The organism is Streptomyces zagrosensis (assembly GCF_014203645.1).
GTDB classification, from domain to species: domain Bacteria; phylum Actinomycetota; class Actinomycetes; order Streptomycetales; family Streptomycetaceae; genus Streptomyces; species Streptomyces zagrosensis.
Genome location: NZ_JACHJL010000007.1, coordinates 194321 through 208789, shown reverse-complemented (window position 1 = coordinate 208789; position 14469 = coordinate 194321). Strand labels below are relative to the sequence as shown.

Annotated in this window: 15 protein-coding genes; 5 read left to right on the top strand and 10 right to left on the bottom strand. The window is 69.5% G+C overall.

Annotation, left to right across the window (positions count from 1 at the left end; genetic code table 11):
• Positions 1-94: 94 nt before the first annotated feature.
• Positions 95-661 (top strand): hypothetical protein, encoded by a 567-nt coding sequence (locus tag FHS42_RS15750; protein ID WP_184572841.1) that lies wholly within the window; start codon positions 95-97, stop codon positions 659-661.
• 134 nt (positions 662-795) lie between these two features.
• Here the strand turns inward: FHS42_RS15750 and FHS42_RS15745 are convergent, their stop codons facing one another.
• The 7 genes from FHS42_RS15745 to FHS42_RS15715 all read right to left on the bottom strand — a co-directional run bounded on the left by FHS42_RS15745 (position 796) and on the right by FHS42_RS15715 (position 7740).
• Positions 796-1338 carry a hypothetical protein gene (locus FHS42_RS15745; RefSeq protein ID WP_184572840.1) on the bottom strand — a complete coding sequence of 181 codons (543 nt, stop codon included), beginning with the start codon at positions 1336-1338 and terminating at the stop codon, positions 796-798.
• Positions 1335-2456: an ROK family glucokinase gene (locus tag FHS42_RS15740; protein WP_184572839.1), complete on the bottom strand. Its 1122-nt coding sequence runs from the start codon at positions 2454-2456 to the stop codon at positions 1335-1337. The genes FHS42_RS15745 and FHS42_RS15740 overlap by 4 nt, the downstream gene beginning before the upstream one ends.
• Before the next feature lie 322 nt (positions 2457-2778).
• On the bottom strand, positions 2779-3606 hold the full coding sequence (locus tag FHS42_RS15735) for an ATP-binding cassette domain-containing protein (protein WP_312866906.1): 828 nt from the start codon (positions 3604-3606) through the stop codon (positions 2779-2781).
• A 221-nt stretch (positions 3607-3827) separates the two neighbouring features.
• Positions 3828-4802, bottom strand: a complete 975-nt coding sequence (locus FHS42_RS15730) for an ABC transporter permease (RefSeq protein WP_184572964.1) — start codon at positions 4800-4802, stop codon at positions 3828-3830.
• Positions 4803-4891: 89 nt separating this feature from the next.
• A complete protein-coding gene (locus FHS42_RS15725; protein ID WP_184572838.1) occupies positions 4892-5902 on the bottom strand; it encodes a sugar ABC transporter substrate-binding protein in 1011 nt (336 codons plus the stop codon).
• 504 nt (positions 5903-6406) lie between these two features.
• Complete coding sequence (locus FHS42_RS15720) at positions 6407-7126, bottom strand: GntR family transcriptional regulator (protein ID WP_184572963.1); 720 nt, start codon at positions 7124-7126, stop codon at positions 6407-6409.
• Positions 7127-7359: 233 nt separating this feature from the next.
• A complete protein-coding gene (locus tag FHS42_RS15715; RefSeq protein ID WP_184572837.1) occupies positions 7360-7740 on the bottom strand; it encodes a MerR family transcriptional regulator in 381 nt (126 codons plus the stop codon).
• A 103-nt stretch (positions 7741-7843) separates the two neighbouring features.
• Here FHS42_RS15715 and FHS42_RS15710 point away from each other — a divergent pair, with 103 nt between their 5' ends.
• The gene (locus tag FHS42_RS15710) at positions 7844-8947 is read left to right on the top strand and encodes an alkene reductase (protein WP_184572836.1); all 1104 of its coding nucleotides are present in this window, start codon (positions 7844-7846) and stop codon (positions 8945-8947) included.
• Between the two features lie 117 nt (positions 8948-9064).
• On the opposite strand, the gene FHS42_RS15705 is transcribed toward FHS42_RS15710, so the two are convergent.
• Positions 9065-9691, bottom strand: a complete 627-nt coding sequence (locus tag FHS42_RS15705) for a bifunctional 4-hydroxy-2-oxoglutarate aldolase/2-dehydro-3-deoxy-phosphogluconate aldolase (RefSeq protein ID WP_184572835.1) — start codon at positions 9689-9691, stop codon at positions 9065-9067.
• Between the two features lie 561 nt (positions 9692-10252).
• A complete protein-coding gene (locus tag FHS42_RS15700; protein WP_312866894.1) occupies positions 10253-11236 on the bottom strand; it encodes a sugar kinase in 984 nt (327 codons plus the stop codon).
• 669 nt (positions 11237-11905) lie between these two features.
• Here FHS42_RS15700 and FHS42_RS15695 point away from each other — a divergent pair.
• Positions 11906-12619, top strand: a complete 714-nt coding sequence (locus tag FHS42_RS15695) for a glycoside hydrolase family 30 beta sandwich domain-containing protein (protein WP_246494843.1) — start codon at positions 11906-11908, stop codon at positions 12617-12619.
• A 207-nt stretch (positions 12620-12826) separates the two neighbouring features.
• Here FHS42_RS15695 and FHS42_RS15690 read toward each other — a convergent pair whose 3' ends face one another.
• On the bottom strand, positions 12827-13258 hold the full coding sequence (locus FHS42_RS15690) for a guanyl-specific ribonuclease (RefSeq protein WP_184572832.1): 432 nt from the start codon (positions 13256-13258) through the stop codon (positions 12827-12829).
• Positions 13259-13428: 170 nt separating this feature from the next.
• On the opposite strand from FHS42_RS15690, the gene FHS42_RS15685 reads away from it, so the two are divergent.
• Positions 13429-14061, top strand: a complete 633-nt coding sequence (locus tag FHS42_RS15685) for a helix-turn-helix domain-containing protein (protein WP_184572831.1) — start codon at positions 13429-13431, stop codon at positions 14059-14061.
• Positions 14058-14402 carry a DUF6126 family protein gene (locus tag FHS42_RS37110; protein ID WP_246494841.1) on the top strand — a complete coding sequence of 115 codons (345 nt, stop codon included), beginning with the start codon at positions 14058-14060 and terminating at the stop codon, positions 14400-14402. The genes FHS42_RS15685 and FHS42_RS37110 overlap by 4 nt, the downstream gene beginning before the upstream one ends.
• Positions 14403-14469 lie beyond the last annotated feature (67 nt).

Here is a 14469-nt window from a genome sequence, read left to right as displayed (position 1 = left end):
AGATGAGGCACCTCGCCTTCGTCTGCACCTCATCCCCGCTACTGTGTCGCCTCCCCCCACACGTCACACCTGGCCATCACGAGTAGGGGACCTCTTGAGCGACTACCCGCAACAGCCGACCGACCCCAACTGGGGGCCGCCGCCGTCGTCGTCACGGCCCAAGACGCGTAAGCAGAAGATCCTCATCAGCGTCGGCGTGACCTTCGGGGCCCTCATGCTCATCGGCACCATCGGAGCGATCACCGACAACGACGGTGACGACAACACGTCGGCGGAGCGGAAGGCAACAGAACGGGTGGCCACCCCTGACGTGCAACCAACTGAGCCCGCTGCATCGCCTACCCCTGAGGCATCCCCCACCACCCACAAGCCTGCGACCAAAGCTCCCACTCCCGCCGCCGAAGCCACCACGGAAACAGCCGACGACGTAGCAGCCGCCGCCCTTCCCCACCTCGTCGGCAAGCAGCTCCAGGCCGCACAAGACGCCGCCCAGGAGGCTGGCTTCTACAACCTGACCTCGCATGACGCGACAGGCGACAACCGCTTCCAGGTGTACGACCGCAACTGGATCGTCTGCTCGCAAACCCCTGGGCCCGGCACCCAGTCGCTGACCACTCAGGTGGACTTCGGCGCCGTGAAGGATAGCGAAACCTGCCCCTGAGCTAGCTTCGCCGCGTGTGCCGCGTAGAACTCATACAGCCCGTCGCGCGCCGCGCGCATCTCCAGCATCTCGCGCGTCTCGGGTACGAAGCCTCGCGCCAGCCGGTGGGCGTAGCCCGGGCCGGCGCGGGGTGCTCACGGCTTGACGGTGGAGATCACATACACCTTGGGATGGTCCGGGTTGTCGAGATCGACGGTGATGTCGAGCGTCGGCTCCGGGTCTTTTTGGTCGATGACGCCGCCCGCCCACTTCTTGTCGGCGTCCAGCTTCCATCCCACGGCGCTTGCCGACTTCTCGTCGATGGTGACCTGGCCGTCATTGAGCACGTCGCGGGTGACATCGAAGCGGCTAAGGAACTTGTCCAAGCCCTTGGCGGACGTGACGAACTGGACGTACATCCGGCTCGACTTCCACGAATTGGTCTCGTAGTAGGCCACGTCTACCGAGTAGGAGGGGATCGGCGTGTCATAGATGCGCCGCTGGACCTTGCTCGGCCAGTTGTGAGTGAGCCCGGTGGCCGCTGCGTTCTCCTGTTTGTCCTCGCCGCTGCCCCGGCTCTTCTGGGCCGAGATGGCCATGTAACCGGCGGGGATGGCGATCAGCAGGAAGAGGCCCACGGCGCGGGGCCAGCGGCGCCTTTCCTGCGGCGTGTCACTCGTCTGGGGCTCGTCGCTCATCCGCGTCCTGCCTGTGCGTAGCGCTCGTACCGCTCCACCCGGCGCCGATTGGCGCGGCGGAACCTTCGGGCCACGAGCCTGGCCAGGTCGGCCGCGCCGACCAGTCCCGCCTCGTTGCCGAGCTGGGCTTTGATGATGCGGGCCTCGGGTCGGTACCCGCGTCCGGTGAGGGTACGCCGGAAGGCGTCCCTGGCGGGACCGATGAGCAGGTCGTCGGCAGCGCTGACGCCGCCGCCGATGACGAAGCAGGACGGGTCGAGAGCGGCGGCGAGGTTGGCGATGCCAACGCCGAGCCACTGCCCGATGTCCTGGAGCAGCTCTACGCACATGGCGTCACCCTCGCGGGCGAGCTGGGTGATGATCGGGCCCGTGATCTCCTGGACGTTGCCGCCGACCCGGTCGATGATTCCGTACGCGACCGGCGAGTCGGCCGCCGCCAGTTCCCTGGCCTCACGCACCAGCGCGTTGCCCGAGCTGTACTGCTCCCAGCAGCCCCGGTTGCCGCAGGGGCAGCGGTGCCCGGCGGGCACCACCTGCATATGGCCGAACTCTCCCGCGACCCCGTACTTTCCGCGCTTGACCTGACCATCTTCCAAGATCGCGCCGCCGATGCCGGTGCCGAGCGTGATCATCACTAGGTGGTCCTCGCCGCGCCCGGCGCCGAACCGCCACTCCGCCCAGGCGGCGGTGTTGGCGTCGTTGTCCACCATGACCGGCACCGCGAGCCGCCCCGCGAGCCGATCCCGCAGCGGCTCGTCCCGCCAGGCCAGGTGCGGCGCGAACAGCACTCGGGAGCGGTCGGCGTCCACCCAGCCAGCCGCGCCGATGCCCACCGCGTGCACATCGTGCCGGTCGGACAGATCGAGCACGAGCTCAACAATGGTGTCCTCGACGACCTTGGGGCTCTTGGACTTGTCCGGGGTCTCGGTGCGGATGCGCTCCAAGATGTTGCCGTCAGCGTCCACGACGCCCGCCGCGACCTTGGTCCCGCCGATGTCGATGCCGACGGTCGGCACCCGGGGCGCGGTCAGATGCGAGCGACGCTCGCGGGTGCCAACGGTGCGCAGCACCGTGGCTCGGGCGGAACCACGGTGCACTCGCTCGCGGTACAGGCTCATCGACGTTCCCTCTCGCCGGTGCGGGGGGCGGCGACAGCCCCGCGCGGTGCGCGGGTTCGGTTGCTGCGGGTGCGGTCGCTGCGGGTGCGTGCGCGCAAGAGTCGGCGTCCCTGCGGGTGTCTTGGGAGGCCAGCGGCCTCGGCGTGCGGTCGGGCGTGGCGGGTGTGGCCCGCCGTGGCGATTGTGCCTCACTCGCGCCACGCGGCGCATGGCGGAGCGGCACTCCCGGCCGTCCGAGCGGGTACGGGCGAGTACGGGTGAATACCGACAAAAACAGCCCAATACCAGTTAAATGTCCCGCACGTCCGCCATCGCTGCGCGGTCAGCTCGTGGCGCGCCCGCTCGACAGGTCCGGCGTCGGCGTGCGGGCCAGTTCGTGACTCAGCTCCTCAAGATCGCTGCCGCCTGCCATCTGCCGGGTCAGCTCGTCCAGCGTGATCTCCGACTTGGCGTGGCTGCCTGCCATCGCGCCCCGCTTCAGCAGGACGAAGCGGTCGCCGACCAGATACGCGTGGTGTGGGTTGTGTGTGATGAGGACCACGCCGAGCCCGGCGTCTCGGGCCGCCGCCACGTACTTGAGGACCACGCCCGACTGCTTCACGCCGAGCGCCGCTGTCGGCTCGTCGAGGACGAGGACCTTGGCGCCGAAGTAGACGGCCCGGGCGATGGCGACGCACTGTCGCTCACCCCCGGACAGGGTGCCGATCGGCTGGTCCACGTCCCGCAGGTCGATACCCATGCGCAGCAGCTCGGCGCGGGTCGTGTCGCGCATCAGCGCCGTGTCCAGCCGGCGCAGCAGGCCGCGCCCCTTGGTGGGCTCCGACCCCAGGAAGAAGTTGCGCCACACCGGCATCAGCGGCACCACGGCAAGGTCCTGGTACACGGTGGCGATGCCCCGGTCCAGGGCCGCGCGGGGCGAGTCGAGTCGGGCGGGTTCGCCCTCGATGTGGAAGGTGCCGGCATCGTGCTGGTGCAGCCCAGAGATGATCTTGATCAGGGTGGACTTTCCCGCACCGTTGTCGCCGAGGACGCAGCTGATCTCCCCGGCCCGCACCTCAAGAGAGACACCCTCAAGGGCCTTGATGTTTCCGTAGTGCTTGCTGACCTTGGACAGCTCGACCAGCGGCGCGTCGTCCTTCCCGCTGTCCACGGTGGCGCCGGTGCCTGCGGTGCCTCCTGTGCCTCCGGTGTCCCCAATGCCCACGCTGGCCCCGGCGTCCCCAATGCCCGCACTGGCCTCGCTGTCCCCGGAGCCCACGCTGTCGCCGGCCCCGGGGATTTCCTCACGCAGGCTCTCCTGCGGGCTCTCCCCCGGCCCCTTGTGTAGACGACTTCGCGGGCGCTGGTCCCGCGGCTGCTTCTTACGCTCGCTCACTTGCTCGCCTCCGCCCGCTTCCGCACCCATGCGTTGAGCAGGGTGGCCAGGAGGAGCATCGCGCCGAGGAAGAACTTGAACCAGTCGGCGTCCCACTGCGCGTACACGATGCCCTTGTTCGTCATACCGAAGATCAGTGCGCCTACGGCGGCGCCGATCGCCGAGCCGTAGCCGCCGGTCATCAGGCAGCCGCCGATGACGGCCGCGATGATGTACAGCAGCTCGTTGCCCACGCCCTCGCCGGACTGCACGCTGTCGAACGAGAACAGCAGGTGCTGCCCGAGCACCCAGGCCCCGAATCCGGTGCCCATATACAGCGCGATCTTGGTGCGGGCGACCGGGACGCCGACCGCGCGGGCCGCGTGCGCGTTGCCGCCGGCCGCGAAGATCCAGTTTCCGGCCCGGGTACGCAGCAAGATCCAGGTCGCGACGGCGACCAGGCCCAGCCACCACACGATGGTGACCTTGAGGTTCACATCGCCGATGGTGTACTGCGAGGCGAAGACCTCGCGGGCCGATGCGAAACCCTCCATGTCACCGATGGTCTTGGTGGAGACCGCGCCGCTGATCAGCTTGGTGAAGCCGAGGTTCATGCCGGTGAGCATGAGGAAGGTGGCCAGCGTGATGATGAAGCTCGGCAGCCCCGTACGGACGAGGACGATGCCGTTGAAGAAGCCGATGGCCAGGCTCGTCAGCAGCGACACCCCGACGCCGACCCATACGTTGGCCGTCATCTGGTAGCTGAACATGGAGGAGACCAGCGCCGATGTGGTGACGGCCACCCCGGTGGACAGGTCGAACTCGCCGCCGATCATCAGCAGCGCCACCGGCACCGCCATGATGCCGATCGTCGAGGACGCGTACAGCACCGTGGAGAGGCTGGAGAGCTGGAGGAAGCTGTCGGCGACGACGCAGAAGAACACGAAGACGGCGACCGCGCCGACCACCGCGCCCAGTTCGGGGCGACTCATCAGGCGGCGCAGCACCGAGCGGTGCAGCAGCCGTTCGTCCAGGTCGGGCAGGGCTGCCGGAGGGTGGGCGCCGTGCAGGGGGGAACCGCTCACCGGGTGCCCCGCTTCGCGTACTCGGCCAGCTCGTCCGCCTCGTCCTTGGTGACGATCTGCGGGCCGGTCAGCACCGGTTGGCCGCCGCCGAGCACATCGGCGTTGTACTTGTACAACCACAGCAGGTCAACGGCCTGGTAGCCCTGGAGGTAGGGCTGCTGATCGACGGCGAAGCCCAGGTCACCATCGGCCAGGCCCTCGGCGACCTTCTCGTTTAGGTCGAAGGTGTCGATCTCCGCGTCGCTGCCCGCCTGTGCCTTGGCCTTGACCGCGGTGTCGGCGAACGGCGCACCGAGCGTGACGACCGTGTCGATGTCGTCATCGGACTGGAGCTTGGCCTCGATGGCGGACAGGACGTCGGGCATGTTGGTGCCCTCGACGTAGAGGTTCTTCAGCTCGCCCTTGAAGGTCTTCCGGGTGCCGTCGCAACGCTGCTCGTGGCCGACGTTGCCCTGCTCGTGCAGCACGCACAGAGCCTTCTTCTTGCCGCGCTTGTTCAGCTCGTCGCCGACCGCTTCGCCCGCGATGGTCTCGTCCTGGCCGATGTGGCTGAGGGCGCCGTACGCCTTGGACTCGGCCGATCCGGAGTTGACCGTGATGACCGGGATGCCGGCCTTCCTCGCCTTGGCCACGACGGCCTTCATCGCGTCCGGCTTGGCGAGCGTGACGATCAGGCCGTCAACCTTTTGGTCGATGTACGTCTGAACCTGCTCGCTTTGCTGCTGGCCCTCGTCGCTGTGCGCGTAGAGGAACTTGATGTTGTCCTTGAGAGCCGCCTGCTCGGCACCGTTGCGCACGATGTCCCAGAAGGTGTCACCGTCGCCCGAGTGCGTGACCATCGCGATGGTCCAGCGCGGCGTATCCACCGCCGCGCGCCCCTGTGCGGACTTGGCGGCCCGCTCTTCCGCGCGCTTGCCGCCCGTACTGCTGCATCCCGCAAGGGTCGCGCCGACCACCGCTGCCAGCACGGCGCTCACGGCGCGTACCCCTGTCCGAACCCTTGCCACGAGGACTTGCCCTTCTTCACTGTCTGTCACGGTGCGGCCAGGTACCGTTCACCTGCCCCGGCCGCCCAAGTATCCGTCACCGCTGCTCGGCGGGGGTCCAGCGGGTCCCGCGAGCGGCGCACACCCGCACCATCGGCGCGTCCCCCCGGTCGCTGATGCCGGAGATCGGCGGCGTTAGCCGGCCATCGGCGGAGGCCGGCCGATGGCTGCCGTACGTGCGGGGCGCAGGGCAGGTGCCGTACGGGTGCGCTCCATGGTGGAACCGCCTTCTCTCCCGGGCCGCAGGGGCGACTGGAGGAGTTCTAACGGCGTGGGCCATACCTCGTCAATGCTTTGTCAGAACATTCTGACGACGAGTTCTCCAGCGGACCCGTCGGACGGTCCAGGGGCAGCCGGTCAGCGTACGCCGCCCTGCCGGCCGCACCACAAGTCGGCACAGGCCAAGGCGTCGGCACAGCCCTAGGCGCGGCGCGGGACCGCCCGTTCAGGGGCGCGGACGCCGACTCAAGGGCGCACGAGGAGCTGGAACTCGAAGGCGTACCGCGACGCCCGATAGACATGCGAGCCAAACTCGATCGCACGCCCGGTGTCGTCGAAGGTGGTCCGCTCCATCGTGAGCAGGGGCGCGCCCTGCGGTTCGGCGAGTTGCGCCGCCTCCTCGGCGGTGGCCGCGCGGGCGCCGACCGTCTGTCGGGCGCTGTGCAGGGTGATCCCGGCCCCCCGCAGCAGCCGGTAGAGCCCGGTCCGTTCAAGCTCCGCGCTGCCCAGCGTCAGCAGCCCGCTGGGCAGGTGGTTACGCAGATGCGCCATGGGCTCGCCGTGCGCGAGCCGCAACCGCTCCACGAAAAGCACGTCCGAACCCTCAGGCACTCCGAGGGCCGCGGCGACCGTGGCAGTGGCAGGCTCGACGGCGTAGTGCAGCACCCGGGTGGCGGGCTGCTGCCCGGCGGCCTCCAGGTCGTCGTAGAGGCTGCTCAGTTCCAGCGGGCGCTTGACCTGGCTGTGGACCACCTGGGTGCCCACGCCACGGCGGCGTACCAGCAGGCCCTTGTCCACCAGCGACTGAATGGCCTGCCGCACGGTGGGCCGGGAGAGGCCGAGTCGCCCGGCCAGTTCGATCTCGTTGCCCAGCAGGCTGCCCGGCGCGAGCTTGCCCTGCTCGATGGCGGCCTCAAGCTGCTGCGCCAACTGGAAGTACAGCGGCACGGGGCTGCCACGGTCCACGCTGAACTGGAGGGTCGCCGAGGAACCCGATGTGCCCGCTGAGTCTCCTTGCTTCACCACGGGCCGAGGGTATCCGGACAGGAAGATGACGGAAAGTCGTGAAGTCTGATTGTCCGGACATAACGCGATCCAGCACGTCGGAACAGGCTCGGCCGCCGCCGCGCAGCGGCTCGGCGCTGACGATCCTGGGCCGCGGCCCCAGGGGTCATGCCCTCATGGCCCCTGGCCCGACATCAGCCCTTCGGCTCCCTTGGCTCGACGACGACCTCGCGGGTCTCCCCGATGACCTCGTCCAGGACGTCGCGCGAGTGGGCCAGATCGCGCATCATCCGGTCGATCCTGGCCCGCTCCGTAAGCAACTCCTCCACCAGCGCCGGGGAGGGCTTCGCCCCGGGGGTGGCGCCCGGCAGACACGGCAGCAGCTCACCGATCTTGCTGCCGCACAGTCCGGCGGCGAACAGTTGCTGGATGCAGATCACTCGATCAACGGCTGTCGCTGGGAAATCGCGATGACCGCCCGGCGTACGTTCGGCGCTGAGCAGTCCCAGCTTCTCGTAGTAGCGCAGCGAGCGTTCGCTCACCGCGGTCCGCCGTGCCAGCTCACCGATGCGCACGCTGCCCCCGCCTCGTTCCACTCCACCCACGGCCCGGCCTCGCGGCCCGATCTCGCGGCCCGGACTTGAAATTGACACTGGTGTCAGATTTTACGGTTCTCGCATGCCGAACCCCACCGTTTCCGCACTGCTGACTCCCTTCCACGGCAAGGGCCTTGAGCTGCCCAACCGCATCGTGATGGCTCCCATGACCCGCTACCGGGCCAGCGAAGAAGGCGTGCCCGCACGCTGGGTCGCCGACTACTACGCCCAGCGTTCCAGCGCCGGACTGATCGTCTCGGAGGGCATCTGGCCCAGCATGCGCGGCCAGTCCGGCTGGCGGATGCCGGGCCTGGCCACCGACGCCCAGGTACACGGCTGGCGTGCGGTCACCGATGCCGTGCACGCGGCGGGCGGGCGGATCTTCGCCCAGCTCATGCACGGCGGACGTGCCGCCCACCCGCTGGCCAGGATCGACGGCGGACAGCCACTCGCGCCATCAGCGGTGCCGCTGCCCTACGTCCACCACACTCGGGTCGGCACGAGCGACCCGGTGGTGCCCCGAGCGATGACGTACGAGGACATCCGCACCGCCATCGAGGACCACGTCAACGCGGCCCGGCGCGCCATCGACGCGGGGTTCGACGGGGTCGAACTGCACGGCGCGAACAGCTATCTCATCCATCAGTTCCTCGCCGACAACACCAATCTGCGCACCGACGCGTACGGCGGTGACGTGCCCGGCCGTATCCGGTTCGCCACCGAGGTGGTGCGGGCCGTCATGGCGGCGGTCGGTGCCGGCCGCACCGCTTTGCGGCTCTCCCCAGGAAACGAGCAGTTCGACATGGTGGAGGCCGATCCGGGCCCCGTCTACCGGGCGCTGCTCGATGCGATCGCGCCCTGGGGCCTCGCGTATCTGCATCTGACCGAGGGTTCGGCCGCTTATCCGGCGCTGGCCGATCTGCGTCCACACTGGCCGGGCGCGCTCGTCGCCAACGTCGGCGAGAACGGCCACCCGACCACGCCGGCGGCGGGCGAAGCGGTGTTGCGGGCAGGCACGGCGGACCTCGTCTCGTACGGCAGGGCCTTCATCGCCAACCCCGACCTCCCGCGCCGCATAGCGGCCGGCGCCCCGCTGGCCAGCGCCGACCCGACGACCTTCTACACCCACGGCCCGCAGGGCTACACGGACTATCCGGCCCTGGCGACCTGCGAGGCGATGGCCTGACCCGGGCCGGTGGGCAGGGCGCCGGACGCTGCCCGAGCACCGGGGCGGCGTGCGTAAGACCTGGGCGAGCAGCGACCACGAGCCGGATTACGCCGGGCTGCGGGCCGGCTCCGTGGATCAGTCCCTCGCGTCCGCCAGCCGTGCCAGCAGGTCCGCGGTCCGCTTGGCCACCACGTCCCGGTCTCCCCGGGCCAGCGCGGCACCCACGCCGCAGGCCACCGCGCCGGCGGCGATCCACTCCGGCGCCTCCGTCAGCGTCACGCCGCCCGTGGGCAGCACGGGCGCCTGCGGAAGCGCAGCGCATACGTCCTTGAGCCAGGCGGGCCCGTACGCGGATGCCGGGAACAGCTTGAGCGCATCCGCCCCCAACTCCATCGCGCGCACCATCTCGGTGGGGGTGGCAACGCCTGGGAAGACAGGCAAGCCGTATCGGTGCCCGGTCTGGATGACCTCGGCGTCCAGGCTGGGCGAGACCAGGTATCTCGCCCCCGCCTCCACGGCCAACCGTGCCGACTGGGCATCCAGCACGGTCCCCGCGCCGATCACCGCGTCGGAGCCGACTTCACGGGTGAGGGTGGTGATGGCCTCCAGCGCGAAGGGAGTGGTGAGCGAGATCTCCATACTGGTGATCCCAGCCGAGAGCAGCGTGTCAGCCGTCGCCGCGGCCTGGTCGTAGCTCTCGGCACGGATGATGGCGAAGACCCGCTGTTCGAGCGCGGCCCGGGTGATCTCCCAGCGGTACACGGCAGTTCGCCGCCCTTCTTCACGTTCGGATTGGTCAGGACAGATATCACAGACGAGACAGACGAAACGACACAGCCAGATCGCAGATCACAGAAGATCAGGGGGCAAGGGACGGACCGGAAAAGCGGAGTCGGACGGGTCAGGCGGGTGGAACAAGTGGTGCGAAACGAAGTGCGTGCGGTGCGGGGGTGGTGCGGTGCGCGGGGTGGTGCAAGGTGCGGGGCGCACGCCGGCCGGGACACGAGGACCGGGCCGAACTGCGGGCCACCACTGGCGGCAGTGCGCCGCTCGCGGGAATCTCGCATCGTCCTGCGCCGGTCTTGTGTACCGCTGGCGGGACCGTGGTGAGCCGGCGGGTCCCTGGTACGGCACTGCTCGGGTCGCCTTCTGACCTGGCGTGACGTACCAACTCTCACAACGTCCGACGAGCGGTGATCGTTCATCGACGTCCGGACTTGCCCGCACACCCTCGCGGACGGTACGTCCCTCGCCCGGCTGCGCGATGGGCCGCACGACGCGCGACCCCCAGGCAGTGGCCCCGAGTGCGGGCGTTGTATGGGGTCAACGGTGCACGACGTCGTTTCCCTCCGTGTAGGCCGCGAGCGTCCTGTCCCGCACGGCCGGGGTCGGCAGTCCGTCTATGTCGGTGGGCGACTGGACGACCAGCGCGGCAACACATGCCGCTTCGGCGAGCGCTTCCGACACGGGCAGGCCGCGCAGCCAGCCGGAGAGGTAGCCGGCGGCGAACGCGTCGCCCGCGCCGATGGGGTCCACCACCCGTACCGTAAACGGCTTCTGGTCCCAGCGACCGCCATCGGTGAAGGCAGTGGCCGAGTGGTCAGTGCGCTTGACCACGATCGTGCGCGCCCGTCCCTTCAGCAGTTCGGCGGCGGCCTCGTCGGCGGGCCGCGCGGTCAGCAACTCCAGTTCGTCCTCGCCCGCGAAGAGCAGGTCGGCCTCGCCGAGGAGCGGTCCCACGGTCCGCGCCCACTGGGCCGCCCCACCGAGCTTGTGCCGCACGTTGGGGTCGAAGGAGATCGGTACACCAGCGGCGCGGGCCAGTTCGATCAGTCGTCGGGTTGCCTCGGCCGCGGTCGGCGAGAGCATGGGCGTGATGCCCGACAGATGCAGCAGTTGAGCTCCGTCGAGCGCGGCGGGACGTAGGTGCGTGGGCTTCAGATGTGCGGCGGCCGAGCCTGCGCGGAAGTACTGCACATCGATGGCGCGAGAGGAGTGGCAGTCCCGCAACAAGAGGCCGGTGGGCGCCTGCTCGTCGGTGCTCGCCTGGCTGACGTCCACGCCGTCCGCCCGAAGTTCGCGCAGCACCGTCTCGCCCGCCGCATCGGCTCCGACCCTGCCGAGCCAGCGCACGCGGTGACCCAGTCGGGCGAGGCCCACCGCCACGTTGGACTCGGCTCCCGCGACCGAGCGGCGGAAGTGGGTCGCCCGGTCCAGCGGCACGCCCGGCTCGGCCAGCATCAGCAGCATGGCCTCACCGCAGGTGACCACCTCGGGGCGTGACGACGCCTCGGAGTCATTTGTCACCGATGCCTCCTCCTTACGCCTCCTCGAACGTGTTTCTACCGAAACGGTATCGGTTGGCACTGACATCCGGGCTCTCGGGGGCGCACTCAGCGCCGCCGGGGGCATCCGCATGCGCCCCCGCGCCCCACTCGCCGCGCGCAGCACCAGATGGCCAACCGGTCGGGCCTCGCGGCGGAGCGACGAACCGTCACGCAGACTGCGGCAGCCGACGTTCGGGGCGAGCCGGCGGAAGGGGCAGGGGCAGGGGCAGGGGCGCAACGGCGGGTGGGCGGGAAAAACACAAACCGGGGAGAAACACAGCGGCGGGGGGATTGGTGCGGTTGCCGGTGTCACGGGTGGTGCGTGCGGTACCGAGCGTGCCAGTGGGGCACCCTTCCACGTGAACAGATAAGGAGCGCGCGATGCGAGGAGTGCGAACCCCGTCCATGCCGGGACCGTCGCGCCAGCCTCGTGCGCTACTAGTTGCTACGGCCCTTCTGGCGGCTGTCACCGGGGTGTTCGCTGGTGGTTCCGCAACGCCCCGGCACCAGGCGGCGAAGACCACGGCCCAGGTGTGGGTCACCACAGCTGATGGGAGCAAACGGCTGTCGCGGGAGGAGGATGCGGCCTTTGCGGGGAGCAGGCAGCCGATCGACGTCGCGGTGGACGCACGCGAGCGGGCCCAACCGTATGAACGCCGACCAGCAAGCCGCCCTCTTGCGACGGTTGGACCAGAAACTGACGGCCGCTGGGCTGCCGACCGGCCTGTTCGCTTACGACCACAACTGGTCGAACACCGAATATCCGCTGGGAGTGCTCGCCGCCACCGAGGACATCGACCGGGTACGTGGCGCGGCCTTTCACTGCTACCGAGGGCAGCCCGAGGCTCAGCAGCGGGCGCGGGACGCGGGGCACCGGGTCTTCCTCACCGCGTGCTCGGGGGTGGACGGCGGCGATGCGGTGCGAACGTTCGCCGGGACACTGAAGTGGCAGACGGAGCACCTGGTGATCCGTGGCATCCGGTCGGGTGCGGAGACGGTGGTGCTGTGGAACCTGGCTCTGAACGAGCGCGGTGGACCGCACTTCGGCCAGTGCGGTACGCAGTGCAACGGCGTGGTGGAGGTGGCCGACGGCCGATACGCCAAGGGGGCGGAATACTACGTACTGGGGCACGTATCCAAGTTCGTGAACCGGGGCGCGCACCGGATCGCCTCCACCACCGGGGGGCCGGGCAGGGTGCAGAACGTCACCTTCGAGAACCCGGGCGGCTCCCGGGTGTCCGTGGTGCTGAACGCGACCGACGCCGACGCCAGGTTCTCCGTCACCAAGTCGGGGCGCTCGCTGGTCTACCAGCTTCCCGCGGGCGCGGTCGCCACCTTCCGCTGGCCGTCCGCCCCGTCGTGAGCCCGGTGACGCACACGCAGTGATACGCACCCGGTGACGCCCGCCCTGTGACGCACATGCGGCGACGCACACGCCGTGACGCAGGCACAGTGACACGCACGCGATGCCCCCGGCAGGACGCTGGCCAGCGCAAAAGCGGCGGTCGGGAATGAGGGGCCGACCGCCGCTTCGCTCACCGGGCCCGCACGCCAGCGGGCCGTAGCTGGTTCAGCAGCCGTGATCGACGAAGTCGAACGACTTGTAGTGGTCAGCGGTGTAGTAGTCCTCCTGGCTGCGGTCGCCGGTCACGATGCGGCGGGCACCGCGGTCGGGCGAGCCGGGGGTCTTCACGGTGTACTCGTGGTAGTAGCCCTGCGGCTGCTGGGGCAGCAGTTTCTCGCGGTTCTGGAAGACGGTGCCGTCCTGCGGGTACGGGTAGGGCCCGTCTGTCTCGATCAGCTTCAGTGTGTCGTGGGCCTGCGCGGGCAGCGCCGAGTAGCAGATGTCACCGACAGCGACGACGCTGGAGATGCTGACCGACGCGGTGGGGGCCGTGGAGGTTGACGTCGGGGTGGCCGCGACGGCCGGGCCACCGATGAGAAGGGTCGTGGCGAGGGCGCTCAGGGCGCCAATGCGCGCGATGCGTGGGGGAATCCTCATATTCCTAGCATGACGCGCGTAGACAGTGGCATGTCAACGACAACTTCCGGATGTTTCCGAGGAGTTCACAAGGGTTCACAGGACCCGTGCGAGGTCTCCCACACGGTCGCCTTTTTTGCCTCAGAGGCAAAACTTTTGCCTACGAGGCACGGCCCGGCTATACCGGTCATATGACCACGCTCTCCGACGAGCCCGCCGCTGGCCTGCCCACGGTCGCGCCTCGGCTGCGCGACCTGCGGCGGCGCTCCGGGATCACCCTGGAGTCGGCCGCCCAGCGCGCCGGCCTCTCCCCCGCTCATCTCTCACGGCTGGAGACTGGACGCCGCCAGCCCTCGCTCCCGATGCTGCTCGCACTGGCCCATACGTATGGGACCACGGTATCCGACCTCCTCGGGGAGGTGCCCGCGGAGCAGGACCCGATCGTCCGGGCGGACCGGATGGAGGCCTCGCCTGCCGGCGGCTGGACGTATTGGCGGGCAGGCGGCTCGGCCCGTGCGCTCCAGGCGCTGCGCGTGCATGTACCGCATGGCGGTGCCCAGGACGCACTGGTCCGGGTGCATCCGGGTGAGGAGTGGCTGTATGTCCTGCGCGGGCAGATGCGGCTGGCGCTGGGCGAGGCGACGCATGTGCTCGACGTCGGGGACGCGGCCCACTTCGACTCGATGACCCCGCATCGCATCGCCGCCGCCTCGGCCGGCGGTGCGGAGTTGCTGTTCGTGCACACGCTGCTGCAAAGCGGGGCGTCCGAGCTGTGTCTCGGCGACCGCGACCACCGTGCCATCGGAAGGACGAACCGAGCATGAGCGATCCGAGACCGCGTTCCGAGCACGCCCCATCGAGTCGGCCCGCCGCAGGCGAGACGCCCGCCGATCAGCCCGTGCACCAGCCCACCGACGCACCCACCGACCCACCCAACAACCAGCCCAACAACCAGCCCGCGCACCGGCTCGGACCCGAGACCGGAACGGACGGCGCGCACAGCGCCGATAGCACGAACAGCGCGGACGGCGGCGCCAGGAGCAAGGTCATGAACGAGGAGGACCGCGCGCCCTGGGGGCTGACCATCCGGGTCTCGTTCTATCTGGTCGGCGTGCACATCTTCGCGGCCTTTCTCTTCTTGCTCTTCCAGTTGGGCGCCAAGTAGGCGCCGGGCCCCGAGCGCCGGCTCCGCGGCGGGCCCGCTCAGGGGCGTACCAGCAGGCGGCCCGTGG

Coding starts and splice junctions, on each gene's coding strand:
- FHS42_RS15745 (WP_184572840.1), bottom strand. CDS start 1,338: ATGAGCGACGAGCCCCAGACGAGTGACACGCCGCAGGAAAGGCGCCGC.
- FHS42_RS15740 (WP_184572839.1), bottom strand. CDS start 2,456: ATGAGCCTGTACCGCGAGCGAGTGCACCGTGGTTCCGCCCGAGCCACG.
- FHS42_RS15730 (WP_184572964.1), bottom strand. CDS start 4,802: ATGAGTCGCCCCGAACTGGGCGCGGTGGTCGGCGCGGTCGCCGTCTTC.
- FHS42_RS15710 (WP_184572836.1), top strand. CDS start 7,844: ATGCCGAACCCCACCGTTTCCGCACTGCTGACTCCCTTCCACGGCAAG.
- FHS42_RS15695 (WP_246494843.1), top strand. CDS start 11,906: ATGAACGCCGACCAGCAAGCCGCCCTCTTGCGACGGTTGGACCAGAAA.
- FHS42_RS15690 (WP_184572832.1), bottom strand. CDS start 13,258: ATGAGGATTCCCCCACGCATCGCGCGCATTGGCGCCCTGAGCGCCCTC.
- FHS42_RS15685 (WP_184572831.1), top strand. CDS start 13,429: ATGACCACGCTCTCCGACGAGCCCGCCGCTGGCCTGCCCACGGTCGCG.
- FHS42_RS37110 (WP_246494841.1), top strand. CDS start 14,058: ATGAGCGATCCGAGACCGCGTTCCGAGCACGCCCCATCGAGTCGGCCC.